General features: G+C 71.5%; 14 protein-coding genes and 2 pseudogenes. 9 read left to right on the top strand and 7 right to left on the bottom strand.

Annotation, left to right across the window (positions count from 1 at the left end; genetic code table 11):
- Nucleotides 1-130: 130 nt before the first annotated feature.
- Together ACSYGO_RS41360 and ACSYGO_RS41355 are read left to right on the top strand one after the other, a co-directional pair.
- Nucleotides 131-772 carry a hypothetical protein gene (locus ACSYGO_RS41360; RefSeq protein ID WP_460389894.1) on the top strand — a complete coding sequence of 214 codons (642 nt, stop codon included), beginning with the start codon at nt 131-133 and terminating at the stop codon, nt 770-772.
- 31 nt (nt 773-803) lie between these two features.
- Complete coding sequence (locus ACSYGO_RS41355) at nt 804-1,172, top strand: VOC family protein (protein WP_460389893.1); 369 nt, start codon at nt 804-806, stop codon at nt 1,170-1,172.
- 121 nt (nt 1,173-1,293) lie between these two features.
- On the opposite strand, the pseudogene ACSYGO_RS41350 reads toward ACSYGO_RS41355, so the two are convergent.
- From ACSYGO_RS41350 to ACSYGO_RS41340, 3 genes and pseudogenes are all read right to left on the bottom strand, one after another.
- Nucleotides 1,294-1,962, bottom strand: a pseudogene (locus ACSYGO_RS41350) (DUF3710 domain-containing protein); the annotation flags it as partial.
- 33 nt (nt 1,963-1,995) lie between these two features.
- A pseudogene (locus ACSYGO_RS41345) lies at nt 1,996-2,328 on the bottom strand (M23 family metallopeptidase); the annotation flags it as partial.
- A 315-nt stretch (nt 2,329-2,643) separates the two neighbouring features.
- The gene (locus ACSYGO_RS41340) at nt 2,644-3,234 is read right to left on the bottom strand and encodes a cysteine hydrolase family protein (RefSeq protein ID WP_460389892.1); all 591 of its coding nucleotides are present in this window, start codon (nt 3,232-3,234) and stop codon (nt 2,644-2,646) included.
- Nucleotides 3,235-3,396: 162 nt separating this feature from the next.
- Between ACSYGO_RS41340 and ACSYGO_RS41335 the strand changes: the two genes are divergently transcribed.
- Both ACSYGO_RS41335 and ACSYGO_RS41330 read left to right on the top strand, forming a co-directional pair.
- A complete protein-coding gene (locus tag ACSYGO_RS41335; protein WP_460389891.1) occupies nt 3,397-4,401 on the top strand; it encodes a GlxA family transcriptional regulator in 1,005 nt (334 codons plus the stop codon).
- Nucleotides 4,402-4,772: 371 nt separating this feature from the next.
- A complete protein-coding gene (locus tag ACSYGO_RS41330; RefSeq protein ID WP_460389890.1) occupies nt 4,773-7,373 on the top strand; it encodes a SpoIIE family protein phosphatase in 2,601 nt (866 codons plus the stop codon).
- A 202-nt stretch (nt 7,374-7,575) separates the two neighbouring features.
- On the opposite strand, the gene hchA is transcribed toward ACSYGO_RS41330, so the two are convergent.
- The gene (gene hchA / locus ACSYGO_RS41325) at nt 7,576-8,451 is read right to left on the bottom strand and encodes a glyoxalase III HchA (protein WP_435228602.1); all 876 of its coding nucleotides are present in this window, start codon (nt 8,449-8,451) and stop codon (nt 7,576-7,578) included.
- Between the two features lie 183 nt (nt 8,452-8,634).
- Nucleotides 8,635-9,204 carry an alpha/beta fold hydrolase gene (locus tag ACSYGO_RS41320; protein ID WP_460389889.1) on the bottom strand — a complete coding sequence of 190 codons (570 nt, stop codon included), beginning with the start codon at nt 9,202-9,204 and terminating at the stop codon, nt 8,635-8,637.
- Between ACSYGO_RS41320 and ACSYGO_RS41315 the strand changes: the two genes are divergently transcribed.
- From ACSYGO_RS41315 to ACSYGO_RS41295, 5 genes are all read left to right on the top strand, one after another.
- Nucleotides 9,190-9,621, top strand: a complete 432-nt coding sequence (locus ACSYGO_RS41315) for a MarR family winged helix-turn-helix transcriptional regulator (RefSeq protein WP_432190053.1) — start codon at nt 9,190-9,192, stop codon at nt 9,619-9,621. The genes ACSYGO_RS41320 and ACSYGO_RS41315 overlap by 15 nt on opposite strands.
- A gap of 151 nt (nt 9,622-9,772) precedes the next feature.
- Nucleotides 9,773-9,946 carry a hypothetical protein gene (locus ACSYGO_RS41310; protein ID WP_199791355.1) on the top strand — a complete coding sequence of 58 codons (174 nt, stop codon included), beginning with the start codon at nt 9,773-9,775 and terminating at the stop codon, nt 9,944-9,946.
- A gap of 89 nt (nt 9,947-10,035) precedes the next feature.
- Entirely contained in the window at nt 10,036-11,277 is a 1,242-nt protein-coding gene (locus tag ACSYGO_RS41305; RefSeq protein WP_460389888.1) for a phospholipase D-like domain-containing protein, read from the top strand.
- Nucleotides 11,278-11,542: 265 nt separating this feature from the next.
- The gene (locus tag ACSYGO_RS41300) at nt 11,543-11,983 is read left to right on the top strand and encodes an OsmC family protein (RefSeq protein ID WP_426676325.1); all 441 of its coding nucleotides are present in this window, start codon (nt 11,543-11,545) and stop codon (nt 11,981-11,983) included.
- 201 nt (nt 11,984-12,184) lie between these two features.
- Nucleotides 12,185-12,733 carry a hypothetical protein gene (locus tag ACSYGO_RS41295; RefSeq protein ID WP_426676326.1) on the top strand — a complete coding sequence of 183 codons (549 nt, stop codon included), beginning with the start codon at nt 12,185-12,187 and terminating at the stop codon, nt 12,731-12,733.
- Nucleotides 12,734-12,778: 45 nt separating this feature from the next.
- Here ACSYGO_RS41295 and ACSYGO_RS41290 read toward each other — a convergent pair whose 3' ends face one another.
- Together ACSYGO_RS41290 and ACSYGO_RS41285 are read right to left on the bottom strand one after the other, a co-directional pair.
- On the bottom strand, nt 12,779-13,027 hold the full coding sequence (locus ACSYGO_RS41290) for a substrate-binding domain-containing protein (RefSeq protein ID WP_460389887.1): 249 nt from the start codon (nt 13,025-13,027) through the stop codon (nt 12,779-12,781).
- Nucleotides 13,028-13,060: 33 nt separating this feature from the next.
- Nucleotides 13,061-14,464 (bottom strand): matrixin family metalloprotease, encoded by a 1,404-nt coding sequence (locus ACSYGO_RS41285; protein ID WP_460389886.1) that lies wholly within the window; start codon nt 14,462-14,464, stop codon nt 13,061-13,063.
- Nucleotides 14,465-14,847: the final 383 nt, after the last annotated feature.

The following is a 14,847-nucleotide window of genomic DNA, read 5'->3' as shown; positions in this document are numbered from 1 at the left end:
AGCAGCCTCGCGTGGTGGCCCGGACGGCGACTCCCCCATCCGGGCGCCATGCCACCCGCGCCCGGCATGGCTCCGGGACCTGCGACGCCGCACGGCGGAAGCTGATGCCTCCCGCCTGCAGGAGAGGCCCGTGAACGACCACATCCCGCAAGGACCCCGACCGCCGGCATCCACCGATGCCGGCGCCGACGCCGGCAGTCAGGCCGGGGTCATCGGCATCGGGCTCGCGGCCGTGCTGACGTTCGCTCTCGCGCAGGGTTCGTGGCAGTGGTTCGCGACGTTCATCGGGGTGACGCTCCTCTCGGTGATCTTCGCCTTTGAGCGTCGGTCGCCGTGGACGTCCGACCTGCGGTCCGCGTACATGCGCGGTCTGATCGCGTACGCGCTGGTCGTCGGCCTGTGCGTGGCGATCGCGCTGGCCCCCATGATGCAGCGCTGGGCCTGGGTGTTCCCGATGCCGGGCACCCGCGTCGACTGCACCTGGCTGGGCAGGTACGAGGCCGTCCGGTCCCGGGCCACACTGGCCGGCCTGACCGGCCTCGACCGCACCGCTGCGGCGTACGCGGCGGAGTCCAAGAGCCGTGAGGCCATCGCCGGCTGCCTGTCGGCGACGACGACCCTGTGGCTGCCCCTGTACGGGGCCGGGGCGGCCGTGCTGGTGGGAGTGAGCGCGTGGTTCCGCGACCGTGCGCGTGCGCGGAAGGGATCCCGGCCGGGGCCCGCCCCCGCGGAGCCGCTGCACGCGGGAACGCGGCAAAACGGCGGGCGGTAGACGCCGGGGCCCTACGGGGTAGGAGAACGGCGTGCTGAGCATCGGATCCGTAGTGCTGGGTGTGTCGAACGTGCCGCGTGCGGCGGCGTTCTGGACGGAGGCGCTGGGCTACGTCCCGCGCGAGGAGATGGAGGACGACTGGGTGGTCCTCGTGCCGGCGGAAGGAACCGGCGCCCAGCTCTCGCTGGGGCTCAGCGAGACGCCCGTGCAGGAGCATCCCCGGATCCATCTGGACCTGTACGCGGGCGACGCCGCCGACCAGGCCGCCGAGGTCGAGCGCCTGGTCGCCCTCGGCGCCCGGCGGGTCGACTGGGACCGCTACCCCCCGGACGCCGACTTCGTGGTCCTGGCCGATCCCGACGGGAACCGCTTCTGCGTCATCGACACCCATCACGGCTGACCGCAGCGCGGTCGGGAGCAACGTCCCGTCCGCGACGGGACGTTGTCACCCGTGGAGCAGGCCGTGGCCGGCCGTCACGCCGCGGGTCGGCGTCCGCCGGGCGCGCGGTTCAGTCCGCAGGACCCTCCGAAACCATCACCGCGTCGTCGGGCAGCTTCAGGACGATCGGGTCACGGGGGGCTATCGGACCCTCGCCGCGGACGACGACCGTGTCCCGGAAGATCTGCTCCAGCACGCCCGCGGCCTGCGGCTGCACCGCGCCCTGCCCGGAGATCACTCCGCGCAGCAACCAGCGGGGACCGTCCACGCCGACGAACCGCACGACCTGGAGACCGTCCGTGCCGTCCGGCAGCCGCACCGGAACCTGCGCGCGCAGCTCCCGGCCCAGCGGGCCCTCGACCTCGTCGACGACACCGCCCTGCCGGGTGATGCCGGAGGCGATCTCCTCGCGCACCTCGCCCCAGATGCCCTCGCGCCTGGGAGCGGCGAAGGCCTGCAACTGGACGGCACTGTCCTTGAGCACCACGGTCGCCGCGACGATCGCGTCGCCCGTGACCTCGACCCGCAACTCCATGCCGTCGACCCCGGGCACGAAAAGACCGCCCAGGTCCACCCGGCCCTCGGCCGGCTCACGGACCTCGGAGCTGTCCCAGGGCCCGTCGGCCCGGGCTGCCGCGACGGCACCAGTGCGGTGGACCTGAGCGGGAGGCGGCGGCACGGGTCCGACGTCGGGCGCCGCCAACTGAGCGATGTCGACGCCTCGCTCCGCGAGATGAGCCAACGGATCGATGTCCGTGCCGAGGCCGGGACCCGTTCGGATCTCGAAGTGCAGCCGCGGTCCGGGACAGTTGCCGGTGCTGCCCGACCTGCCGACGACGTCGCCGCACAGCACGTCCTGCCCCTCCTGTTTCCTGATCGACGACAGGTGGGCGTACTGGCTGTGGCGACCGTCCGTGTGCCGTACGACCACTTGGTAACCGAACGAACCGGCCCACCCCGCGGCCACCACCTGTCCCGCGGTCACGGCCCGCACGAGTGTCCCGCCGGGGACCGCGAAGTCGACGCCGGTGTTGTGCCCACCGGGCCACTCGGGGCCGGTCGCCCGGTACGGGCTGCTCACGGGCGCGAGCACCGGCAGTCCGTACGTCGGCCTCATCGCCACCGGCCGTTACGACCACCCCGATCTGCGCCGACTGCGTTCGCCGGCGCAGGACGCCCAGGGGCTCGCCAGGGTGCTGCGTGATCCCCGGATCGGCGATTTCGACGGAGCGCCGGCCGGCCATGATGCCGGTGCCACCGGGGGACTCTGAGGCCGCTGCCGTGCCCGGAGGCCGCTACGCCCTGCAGTTCTTCCTCGACCGCGGCAGGGACGACCTTCTCCTGCTGCACCTGTCGTGCCACGGCATCAAGAACGACAACCGGTCCCGTACGCCCCCTTATGGGATGTCCCTGCCCACCGACGCGCCGAGGGTCAGGTCAGCGACGCCGCGGTCGGGACGACGACTCCGTAGAGGTCGCCGATCGTCGCCAGCGCGCTGTGGTGGAGCTGTTCGGCGGGCGTGTCGGCAACCACCGTGCGCAGCGCTCGCGTTGCGCAGGCGTCGGCCACGACGGTGGGCCGGTTGCCGCGCAGGAACGCGCCCTGGGCGGTGAACACCACGCACATGTGCGTCATGAAGCCCGCGATCACGACGTCCTTGTTCCCGGCGGCGTCCACATGGTCGGCCAGATCGGTGTCGAGGAAGGCGTCGGGCAGCTTCTTGACCACGACCGCCTCGCCGTCCGCCGGGGCGACCTTCGGATGGATCCGGCCGATCTCCGCCCGGACGTCGTACGGGGTGCCTTCGCCACCGTCGTTGACGACGTGGACGACGTGCGCGCCCGCTTCCCTGGCCCGGGTCAGCAGTGCCGCACCGGCGTCCAGCGCGTCGCGCCACCCGTCCAGCTCCATCACCCCCTGGGTGTAGGTGTTCTGATAGTCGATCAGGATCAGCGTCGCGGACGCGAGCGACGCCGGGGTCGGGTCGAAGCCGTTGAGTTCACGCAGAGTCGTCCTGGGCATGGCCGCACCTTCGTCTCAGATGGGGTGGAAGTGGCTCACCGAGCGGTGACACAGACCACGCTACGAACGTCCGACGCATGGCCGCAATGTCACGTAACTTGCAGAAACAGACACCCGGCGGACGCCACCGACAGCCGGGATCACTCCTCCGGACGGAGCTCCATGCCCTCGGCCAGCACCAGCCGGCTCGTCGTCGTTCTCCTCTTCGCCGGCGTCGACCTCCTCGACGTCACCGGCCCGGCCGAGGTGTTCGCCCTGCTCCAGCGCGAAACGGGCGACGCCCGTGGGTATCAAGTGGTCCTGGCCGCCGAGACGTTGTCTCCCGTCACCACCTCGGCGGGAGTGCGGCTCCTTCCCGACCTCACCTTCGAGGAAGCGGCGGTGAGGCGTATCGACACCCTCGTGGTCCCGGGTGCGGTCGACGTCGACGACCGGCGCCGCGTCCGCGCCCTCGCCGATCCCACGGTGGTCCACTGGGTGAGGGTTCTCGCGGGCCGGGCACAGCGCATCGCGTCCGTGTGCGTGGGGGCACACGTCCTCGCGGCCGCCGGGCTGCTCGACGGCAGACGCGCCACCACCCACTGGTCGACCGCGCAGCAACTCGCCGCCGACCACCCCTCGGTCGAGGTCGACGCCGACCCCATCTTCATCCGCGACGGCCACATCTGGACCGGAGCGGGCATCACGTCCTGCCTCGACCTGTCCCTCGCACTCGTCGCCGAGGACTTCGGCGAGGCCGTCGCGTTGCGCGTCGCCCGACAGCTGGTGATGTACCTGAAACGGCCCGGCGGGCAGAGCCAGTTCAGCGTTCCCATGGAACCCGTGTCCACGACGCGCCGCATGGACGATCTCCGGCACCACGTGGCACGGCACCTCACCGGCCGCCTCACCGTGGCCGATCTCGCCCGGCAGGCGCATGTGAGCGAACGACAGCTGACCCGGATCTTCAGGACGGAACTCGGCATGACACCGGCCGCCTACATCGAGTCGGCCCGCGTCGAAGTCGCGCGCAACCGGCTCGAAACCACCGACGACACCCTCGAACGCGTGGCGTCCGCCTGCGGGTTCCACACGATCGACACCCTGATCCGCGCGTTCCGGCGGAGGCTCGACACGACGCCCACGGAGTACCGCGGCCGTTTCCGGCACGCCGGCCGCCGCGGCTGAGACACGCGCCGTCCCGGTCCGCGGCGGGACGGGTGTCCGCGGGAGGGAGCGGGCTGCCCTCGCCGACACGGTTCGACGAGCGCCGGACCGCTACGAGGTCTCCTCCTGCACGGCCGCGATGTTGTTGCCGTCCGGATCACTGACGAACGCACCGTGGGCGCGGGTGACGGCCGCCGCCCGCTGAGCAAGCGCTTGATGCGCTCGCTGTGCGTGACGTGGAGTGCGCAGCACACGACCCGAGGAGCGAATTCGACCAATTGGTGTAGAAGGGTTGTATGAGACGTAAGCGTGCTGGGCGTCCGGCGATACGAGATCGCCTCGCATGGCCGTGGGGCGGGGGCTGGCTGGCCAACCGCAGCGTCGCAGGTCAGGTGTTCGCACTGCAATGTCTGATCATCGTGCTGCTCGTGACAGGAGGAGCGGTGGCGCTGGTCTGGCAGACCCGCACCGCGAACCTCCACCGTGCCGAAGACCGGTCCATGGCCAGTGCCGTCGCCGTCGCCCAGCACCCGGACACCGCGAAGAGCCTGCTGTCGTCGGACCCGACATCCGCACTCCAGCCCGTGGCCGAGCGCATGAGGGAGTCCGTGGGAGTCGACTTCATCGCGGTGCTGAACAGGGACGGCATCAGGTACACGGATGCCGTCCCCGACCTGATCGGCCAGCGGGCGGCGGGCAACTTCGGCCGAGCGCTCCGGGGCCTGTCCTACACGGAGCATTTCAGCGGAGCACCCCAGGACGCGGTGCGCGCGGTCGTACCCGTGCGGGGGCCGGACGGCGAGGTGGTGGGGATCGTCACCGCCGGCGTGGAGGTCACGACCGTCTCGGCGACGTTGAACCGCGAAGTGCCGCTCCTGATGGCCGGGGCGGCGGGAGCCTTCCTCCTGGCCACGGCCGCGGCGGGCGGGGTGGGCAGACGCCTGAGCCGGCAGACGGGCGGGCTCGGCCCGGTCGAGGTCACACGCATGTACGAGCACCACGACGCTGTCCTGCACACGGTGCGCGAGGGGGTGCTCGTCACCGACCGCGATCGGCGCCTGATCCTCGCCAATGACGAGGCCAGACGGCTCCTGGCCCTCCCCGAAGGCGTCGAGGGTCGTCACATCGACGATCTGGGTCTGGAACCCAGCATCCGGAACCTGCTGGCCTCGGACTTCGAAGCCGTCGACGAGGTGCATCCGGCGGGCGGCCGGCTGCTGAGCGTCAATCACCGTCACACGAGCCGTGACGGCGGGCCCCCCGGAGCCGTCACCACGTTCCGGGACGCCACCGAGCTGCGTGCCCTGGCCGGCCGGGTCGAGGCCACGTCCCAGCGGCTGGAGATGATCTACGACGCCAGTGCCCGGATCGGGAACACCCTCGATGTGACACGTACCGCCGAGGAACTGGCCGAGGTCGCCGTGCCACGGTTCGCGGACGTCGTCAGTGTCGACCTGCTCGACCCGGTCGTCGCGGGTGAGGAGCCCCCTGCCGGTGTCCCCCGTGTCCTGCGCCGCGCCGCCTTCCGCGGCGCGGCGCAGGAGCGGGCCGTACACCCGGCCGGCTCGGAGGTGCCGGTCGACCCCACCGCACTCCAGGCGCAGGGACTGCGCGACGGCAAGGCGGTCCTCGTGCCCGACCTGGCAGCCGACTCGGACTGGCGGGGCATGAACCCCGTCCTCGCCGAGCGCGTGCTGGGTGCCGGCCTCGGTTCGTTGATCGCCGTGCCCATGCGAGCGCGCGGCACGGTGCTGGGCATCGCCAGCTTCTGGCGGCGCGGCGAGTTCCACCCCGACGACGTGAGCTCCGCCGAGGAACTGGTCGCGCGAGCGGCGGTGTGCGTCGACAACGCCCGCCGGTACACCCGTGAGCACGCCCTGGCCTTCGCGCTGCAGCGCAGCCTGCTGCCCGCCGAGCTTCCCGAGCAGAACGCCGTGTACGCGGCGTACCGGTATCTGCCCGCCGAAGCGGGAGTGGGCGGGGACTGGTTCGACGTCATCGCACTGCCTGGCGCCCGTGTCGCCCTCGTCGTCGGCGACGTGGTCGGCCATGGCCTCCAGGCCGCCGCCACCATGGGGCGGCTGCGCACCGCCGTCCACAACTTCGCCGCGCTGGACCTGCCTCCCGACGAACTGATCACGTATCTGGACGAGCTGGTCACCCGTCTCGACCAGGACGACCCGGCGGCCTCCGAGACCGCACCCGTCACCGGCGCCACCATGTTGTACGCCGTCCACGACCCCACCACGGGCCGCTGCCACATGGCGTGCGCGGGGCACCCGCCACCGGCCCGGGTCCATCCCGACGGCACGGTGGACCTGGTGCCCGTCCCGCCCAACCTTCCCCTCGGGCTGGGCAATTCGCCCTTCGAGACGTACACCGTCGACCTGGCCGACGAGACCCGGCTGGTCCTCTACACCGACGGCCTCGTCGAAAGCCGCGAGCAGGCCATCGACACCGGGCTGGACCGGCTCACCGCGGTCCTCGCCGGCACCGGCCGCAGCTGTGAGCAGACGTGCACCGAGGTGATCGACGCGCTCCTGCCCTCTCCCCAGCAGGACGACATCGCCCTGCTGGTGGCCGCGACCCGGCGCCTCGCACCGGACCGGGTCGCACAGTGGGACGTCACCGACGACCCCGCGGCCGTCGCCCCCGCCCGCGCCGCCTGCATGCGGCAGATGACCGCGTGGGGCATCGGCGACGACCTGTTCGCCGCGGAACTCATCCTCAGCGAACTGATCACCAACGCCATCCGCTACGGCGACCCGCCGATCACCGTGCGCCTCCTGTACGACCGTTACCTGACCTGCGAGGTGTCCGACACCAGCCACAACGCACCGCATCTGCGCCATGCGGCCACGCTCGACGAGGGCGGCCGGGGACTGTTCCTCATCGCCCAGCTCGCCGACCGCTGGGGAACCCGCTACACACCCGACGGCAAGACCGTCTGGGCGGAACAGTTGCTCACCGTGAACCGCCGCCCCTCATCGTGAGGCGTGGCGCCGGGCCGTTCGAGGGCCCCGCGCGCCATCCGTTGCCGGGCTCGAAGGAGAAGGCCCCCGCGGCCACGTCCGGCAGCCCGACCGACCCGTCCGGCGGCACGCCGCAGGACCCTCACCGCGCTCGGTGGCGCACCCGTGGCCCTCTGCGACGGATCACGGCCGACGCAGAGGTGCCGTGCGGCCCCGGGCACCCTCAGGCGGCGGCCCGGGTCGCCTCGACCAGTGCGTCGGCTGCGAGCAGTCCGAGCTTGTGGGAGGCGAGGGGGCTGTCGCCCGTGAGGAGCTTGCGGTCCTGATGGGTCCGGCCGGTCATGTCGTCGTTGAGGACATTCAGCCCTTGCTTGCTCAACAGATCGGCGACGAGCCACTGCAGACGACCGGGAAGGTAACCGATCTCGAGGTTCGGGCCCTCGTCGAGAGCGTCGGGGAACACGCAGACGGAATAGCCCTTGAACGGCGATTCGTCCTTGCCGGACGCGGCCGCCAGCAGGGCGGCGGGCCCGTGGCACAGCGTGACCACGAACTTGTCCTTGTCCAGGGCCCAGTTGAGTGTCTCCCCCACCGCCTCGCTGCCCGGCAGACCGACTACGGCGCCGTGTCCGCCGGGGATGAAGACGGCGATGTAGTCCGAGTCGTCACCGAGGTCGTCGGCGACCACGTCGGAGAGCTTCTTGGGCTGCTTGAGCTTCTCCTTGATGGCTTCGTACGTACCGACGACCGCTTCGTCCTCCCGGGGCATGGCCCACAGTTCGAGCTTCACCGGGTATCCGGTGAGCGTGGCGACGTCGACGTCGAAGCCGGCCTCCATCATGTGGTGCAACGGAAGGAGCATCTCGACGGGGTGATTACCGGTGGAGAACATCCTGCCGTTCTCCAGCAGGACGTATCTCTCCTCCGCCCCGATCATGAGCACCTTCCACTTTCCCTGGGTGTAGGCACCTTTGTGCTGTACCCCGTCGAAATCCGTCTTCGCCGAGGTGTACTGGCTGAGCGAATACGGCGAGGGGAAGAACGCGTTGTCCTCGGCCGCATCCGGAGTGGGTTCCCTGCTCAGATCTTCTGCTGACATGGCGACCTGCCTCCATCGCCGCCTGGACGTCTCGGAAGCCTTGTGCGCGGGGAACGGCCGGGCGAGCACGAGCAGGCCGGCGGAATCGAGGGTTCCCGGCCAGCCTATCGCCAACGGATGCGCGCGGCAGGTCGGCTCGGCACGATCCGTTCGTCGCACGGGAAACGGGTCGATCGACGGCCTCTACGGCCCTTCGGCCCGGCGAGGGGATCCGATGAACGCGCCCACCTTCTCGTTGATTTCATGCGCGGCAAGGTGGTGCAGGCCGTGGTGGCCGGTGCCGGGCAGGACGCTCACCTCGGCGTGGGGCAGGACTCGTGCGGCGGCGCTCGCCACTCGGGCGGTGTCGTGCGCCCGGCTGCCGCCCGCGAGCACCAGCAGCACGGGCGTACGCCGGTCTCGTAGGGCCGCGGCGTCGGGGCGCGGGCCGGTGACCGGTCGGGCCTTCTCGAACCCGGCCGCCGCCTCCTGGAGCGCCAGCCACGCCGGATCGAAGCGTGCGCCACGGCTCTCCCAGTTCAGAAAGGAGCGGACGCGCGCGGGGGTGGGCGCGAGGAGCATCGGCAGCGCGCGCAGCAGGTACCCGGGCCGGTATCCGGAGAAACAGCCCGTCGGGTCGAGGAGCGCGAGCCGGTCGACGCGGGAGGAGGCGAGGGCGTGGTGCAGGGCGATCCAGGCGCCGTACGAGTGGCCTGCCAGCGCGGTCCGTTCGAGCCCGAGGGCGAGGGTGGGACCGGGATGGGCATCGTGCACCTCCTGCGCGAGGTCACCGTCGAACTGGCACTGTTCCAGGGGGAGTTCGCGCGAACGAACGGCCTCCACACGACGGACGTACGCGCTCTGATCTGTCTGCTGGACGCGGAGCGCGCGGGCGCCCCTCTCACACCGGGGGAGCTCGGCGCGCGGCTCGGCCTCCACTCGGCCGGCACCACCTCCGCGATCGACCGTCTCGAACGCGCCGGTCACGTGGAACGCGTGCGGGACGCCCACGACCGGCGTCGGGTGCGCCTCCAGGTCAGCGAGCAGGCCGTCGCCCTGGGCGAGCGGCACTTCGGTCCGCTGATCGCACAGACCCTGGACCTGCTCGGAACCTTCGACGAAGGCGAAGTCGCCGCCGTGCGCCGATTCCTGACGGGGGTGCGCGACGCGGCGAAGAGCCGGCAGGCGTAGGGCACGTCCCGTCGAGCGGCCTCCGGCATGTGTGCGCCACAACGGGGCTGCTCGACTCGTGACGCGGTCCGACGAGTCGGGTTGTGTCGATCGGCTGCTTGGGGGCATTCGGACTTCACTCGTTCTTCACACACTCGACTCGGAGATCCCCATGCTCGCGATAGGTGCAGCGGTCCTGTTCTTCATCTCGTTCCTCATCAATGCCGCAGACATCTCCACGAACGACACGTTCACGTCGACGAACATCATGCTCATCGGGCTCACCGTGCTCGCGCTGCACCTGGCCGGCGTCGGCACCGGCTGGTCCTCCCGCCGCCGACGCTGACCGGCGTCGCCGCCGCGCCCGCCGGTTCGTGCCGGGCCGGGCGACGTCGGCGTCCCGCTTCCTCCGACGAGTGCCGGCCAGGAGAGGCAATGACCAACACAGCCATGACCCACACGGACGAACGCACGGACCCGCCCTCTCCCGAGCCGGGGGCACCCATCGCCCCGGACGACTTCGAGGAGCGCGCCGCACGGATACGACGGCGACTGGAGCGGCTGATCGGCATCGCCGCGACCGAGGGCAACGCGCTGCGTCCCTTGCGCAACGGCGACGAGATCTTCGCGGCCATGCTCGACCGCATCCGTTCCGCCGAGCACACGCTGGACATGATGACCTTCGTGTACTGGAAGGGCGACATCGCCCGGGAGTTCGCGATGGCCCTCGCGGAACGGGCCGAAGCGGGCCTGCGGGTGCGCCTGCTGCTGGACGGCTTCGGCAGCAGGCTCATCGACGAGGACCTGCTGGAGACCATGCGGCGGGCCGGCGTGCAGGTCGCGTGGTTCCGCAAGCCCTTGTACCTCTCGCCCCTGAAGCAGAACCACCGCTGCCACCGCAAGGTCCTCGTCGTGGACGAACAGGTGGCCTTCACCGGCGGCGTCGGGATCGCCGAGGAGTGGTGCGGTGACGCCCGCAACGAGAACGAGTGGCGTGACACCCATGTCGAGGTGCGGGGCCCCGCGGTGGACGGTCTCGCCGCGGCGTTCGCGCAGAACTGGGCCGAATGCCATGACGAACTCTTCGACGGGCGCGACCGGTTCGTCGAGCACCGTCCGCACGGTGACGCCGTGGTGCAGGTGGTGCGCGGATCGGCCAGCTTCGGCTGGCAGGACATGCAGACCTTGATCCGCGTGATGCTCCAGTCCGCGCAGGAGCGCTTCCGGCTGACCACCGCCTACTTCTCGCCGGACGCCTACTTCGTCGAACTGCTCTGCGCCGCCGCGCGACGCGGGGTGGAGGTGGAGATCGTGCTGCCCGGCCCCCACACCGACAAGCGGGTGTGCCAGTTGGCCGGTCAGAACTTCTACACCGACCTCACCGACAGCGGGGTGAAGATCTACCACTACCAGCCGACGATGATGCACACCAAGGTCATCACCGTCGACCGCACCGCGGCGCTGATCGGATCGACCAACTTCAACCGCCGCTCCTTCGACCACGACGAAGAGGTCATGCTCGCCGTCCTGGACCGGGAGTTCACGGCCACCCTCGACGCGCACTTCGAGGAGGACCGGGAGGCCAGCGAGCTGATCCACGCCGACCGGTGGAAGCGGCGCTCGCTCGTGCAGCGTGCCCGCGAGGCGGCCGTCGTGCCCATCCGCCGCTTCCTGTGATCCACCACCCCGGTGGACCGGCGTCCGGCCGGTCCACCGGGCGCGGCCTCGGGACCGACCCGCCGCGCCCCGTCCACCCGGCACGACCTGGGGACCGACCCGCCGCACGCCCGTCCACCCGGCACGGTCTCGGGACCGACCCGCCGCACGCCCGTCCGCCCCGCACGGTCTCGGGACCGACCCGCCGCGCCCCGTCCGCCCCGCACGACGCCGAGGCCGGCCCGGGTCGCAGCGGTCGGCCCGGCGCGACATTAGTGTCGTCGGCATGACCGACAACACCCTGCGCTCCGTCGCCGTCGAGCGCACCAGCACCGGCCACTACACGGCGACGAACGCCCGCGGCGGCACGATCAGCTTCGGCACCGGCTCCGACGCGCAGAGCGACACCGAATTCACCCCGGTCGAGCTGCTGCTCGCCGCGCTCGGGGGCTGTACGGCGGCGGATGTCGATGTCGCCACCAGCCGCCACGCGGAACCCGACCGGTTCGACATCACCGTGACCGGCCACAAGATCACCGACGAGCTGGGCAACCGGATGACCGACCTGCGCGTCACCTTCTCGGTCACGTTCCCGGACGGCGAGTCCGGCGACCGGGCGCGCGCCATCCTGCCCCGTGCCGTGAAGACCTCCCACGAACGGCTCTGCACGGTCAGCCGCACGATCGAGACGGGCACGCCGGTCACCACGTCGGTGACGGACGTCTGACCTGCCCCCGACCGAACCTCCCCCGCGCCGGACGGCCGAAGGCGGTGCGGTTCCGTGAGGAGCCGCATCCGCCCCCGGTGAAAGTCCGGAAGTTCCTCTGTCAGAGATGTCCAGAGGAATGCCCGCCCGGAGCCCGGGAGGGTTCGGTCACAAGGGAGTTGGCTCGTCTTGAGGGGAGAGCCGGGGAGGGAGCCCCGCGCCGTGAACGACGCGCGGGCCGGCCGGGAACCGCACCTGACCACCGGCGCGGAACGGGACCTCGCCGTGGAGCACTGGCTGCTGTCCGCGGCGCAGGACGTACGGCTCGCTCGTGCGCAGTGGCAGGAGTCGGGCGTCGCCCTGCTGCGCTGCAGCACGCTCTTCGGTGCCGTGCGCGTCGCGGGCGAGGTGGTGCACTCCGCCGCCGGCACGAGCGATCCCGTCGGGGTGTCCGCCTTCCTGGCGCGGGTGTTGGAGGGCGGCCCCGTGGTGTTCGACAGGGCCTCCCAGTTCTACGCCGTGCTGGTGGGACCCAGCGTCGGCCGGCTCCGCGAGTGGGCGACGCTCCGTCACGACGACGCGGAGTACGTCGGGCAGGGGCGCTGCCTCGCCGTGCCTCCGGTGACCGCGAAGAACCCGGACGGTTTTCGTGTCTACTGGTCCGTCCCCATGTCCAGCCCCGGCGAACTCGCCCCCGCGGACGCCGTGTCCCGCCTCCTGGCCACCGGCAGACACCGGCCGGCGCCCCAGGAGCGGCCCGGCCTCGAGTGACCGGCGGTCACCGGCAGACGGCGGAGCACCGACGAGCCGCCCTGGTCACCCCCCGGCCGGCGCCGTGCCCGTGGCGTCCGGGGGCGGCGCCGTGCTTCCCCTCTCGATCAGCTGCGTGGCGAGTTCGAGGCGGAGGTTGTCCACGTGTTCGCCGTCGATGATGCGGAGCAGGGTGTTGGCGGCCGTGGCGGCCATGTCGAGGAGCGGCCGGCGGACGGTGGTGAGCGGCGGGTGGGTCCAGCGGGTGACCGGCAGGTCGCCCCACGGGTGCCGCGTGCCGGTGGCACGCGGCACCCCGGCCGCCCCGACGACGCCGCGGGCGGTGGGTCACCACCAACCGACCACCGCGTTCTGGTACTCCGGCGAGGCGACGAAGCCGGTCTCCGCGTCCTGATGATTCAGTCCCGCCTTCAGACGACCCGTCCACCCGTCCCAGCCGGCCTGCTCCGGCTCGCGGCGCAGATGGTTCCGGTACAGGCCGCGGGCGTACGCGCGGCAGTACTCGTCGCTCAGCACGAAGGCACGGGCGACCTCGTAGCGGGACATGCCGCCCTTCATCATGTCCTTCCAGTACCGGTAGCCGCCCGCGTCCGGCGGACGGCGCAGCAGGCGCCGGTACAGCGAATCGATGAAGGCGTCGCCCGCCGGGTACTTGCCGCGGTACTCGGCGCTGTCCAGGAAGGCGACGATCGCGGACTGCCGCCCCAGACCGCCGGCCAGCTGAGTACGCCAGTGATCGAGGCCCGCCGGCTCCGGCGCCCGGTCGAGGAGGGTGAAGTACAGGTCGGTGGCGATGCGGCCGGAGTTCTCCAGCGAGTAGAGGAACCCGCGCGCCACCTGCTCCGGGCTGCTGTTGGAGAACAGTTTGCGCACCCAGAAGTCCAGGCCTCCGTCGTCGAACCGGCGGCCGAGTACGTCCCGGTACAGGGAGGCGGCCCAGATGTGGCGCCGGTAGATCTGCCGCACACCCTCGCGGTCGTCCGCGGCCGGGGTGCTCGGCACCGGGTAGAAGGGGTTCATCGTGGAGTTCGGCACCGAGGTGTGGTTCAGGCCGAGCGAGTGACCGAACTCGTGGACGGCGACGTTGAACAGGTCGAAGCCGCCGGGACGGACGCCGTCCTGCCACTGCTCGTCCTCGTCGAAGTGCGCGTCCCCCGCGAGACTTCCGCCGTTGGGCGGCGGGAAGAACGCGTGGGCCAGGATGTTGCCGGGACCGTCGAACGGGGAGCCGTCGCCGTGACTGCCCCGGGCAAAGCGGATCTCGATGTCGGGCGCGCCGGTGGTCTCCTGGAACACGAGCGGGACGACGGCCGCCCAGCGCTCCCAGGCGGTACGGATGAGTGCCCGCTGCCGGTCCTGGTCGAAGTCCGGGCTCAGGTTGTTGATCCGGTAGGTGATCACCGCGTGGTCCCACACCGTTCCGAAGGCGACGAACTCGGCGACGCTCGTGAGGGACTTCCCGCTGCGGGGATCCTCGACGCCCTGCCGGTCGGGGAAGCCGCACCGGGGCTGCTCGAAGACCGCGCGGGTGGCCTCGTCGATGTCTCCGGTGGTCGGGAGCAACGCCATCGCCTGCGAGGCCCGTACCGCGGCGCGCCCGCCGTCGCTCTGCAACGGGACGTCCTCGGGCAGGTAGCCGAAGGCACGCAGGTAGTTCTCGGCGAGTTTGGCGTCACTCGCGGAGGCGCCTACGGGTGAGCTGTTCGGGTCTGGTCCACTCCGTGCGGTCACAGCACTCCTCGGGACGGTCCGGGCGAAGGCCCGGAAGCTGGCGGACGGCGAGGCCGGCCGGCGTTGGGGGGCGAGCGGTGAGGCCGGTGCTCGTCAGCCCGTGGGTGCTGGGATGTTCCGCCCGGCCGGGGTCGCCGTCCATGGCAGCCGCGAGCAAGGCCCCCCTCCGCTTGGGGCCGGCGCGGCTGGTGAGCCGGGCGGGCACGACGACCTGCGGAAAGGGGAGTTGGGGCGACGAGCGCGAGTGGGTCCCGGATACGCAGTCTGGCGGCGCGCGTTCACCTGACGGTGACGCAGGCGTGCAGGCTACTGCCTCCGATGCGGCCTCCCCCAGCGGTCCGAGGCGCACGCCTGCCGGCGCATCCGGGGTGTGTCCACGGCCG

This window comes from Streptomyces krungchingensis (assembly GCF_054729265.1).
Note: the sequence above shows the minus strand (reverse complement) of the source record. Positions and strands in the feature narration are given on the sequence as shown.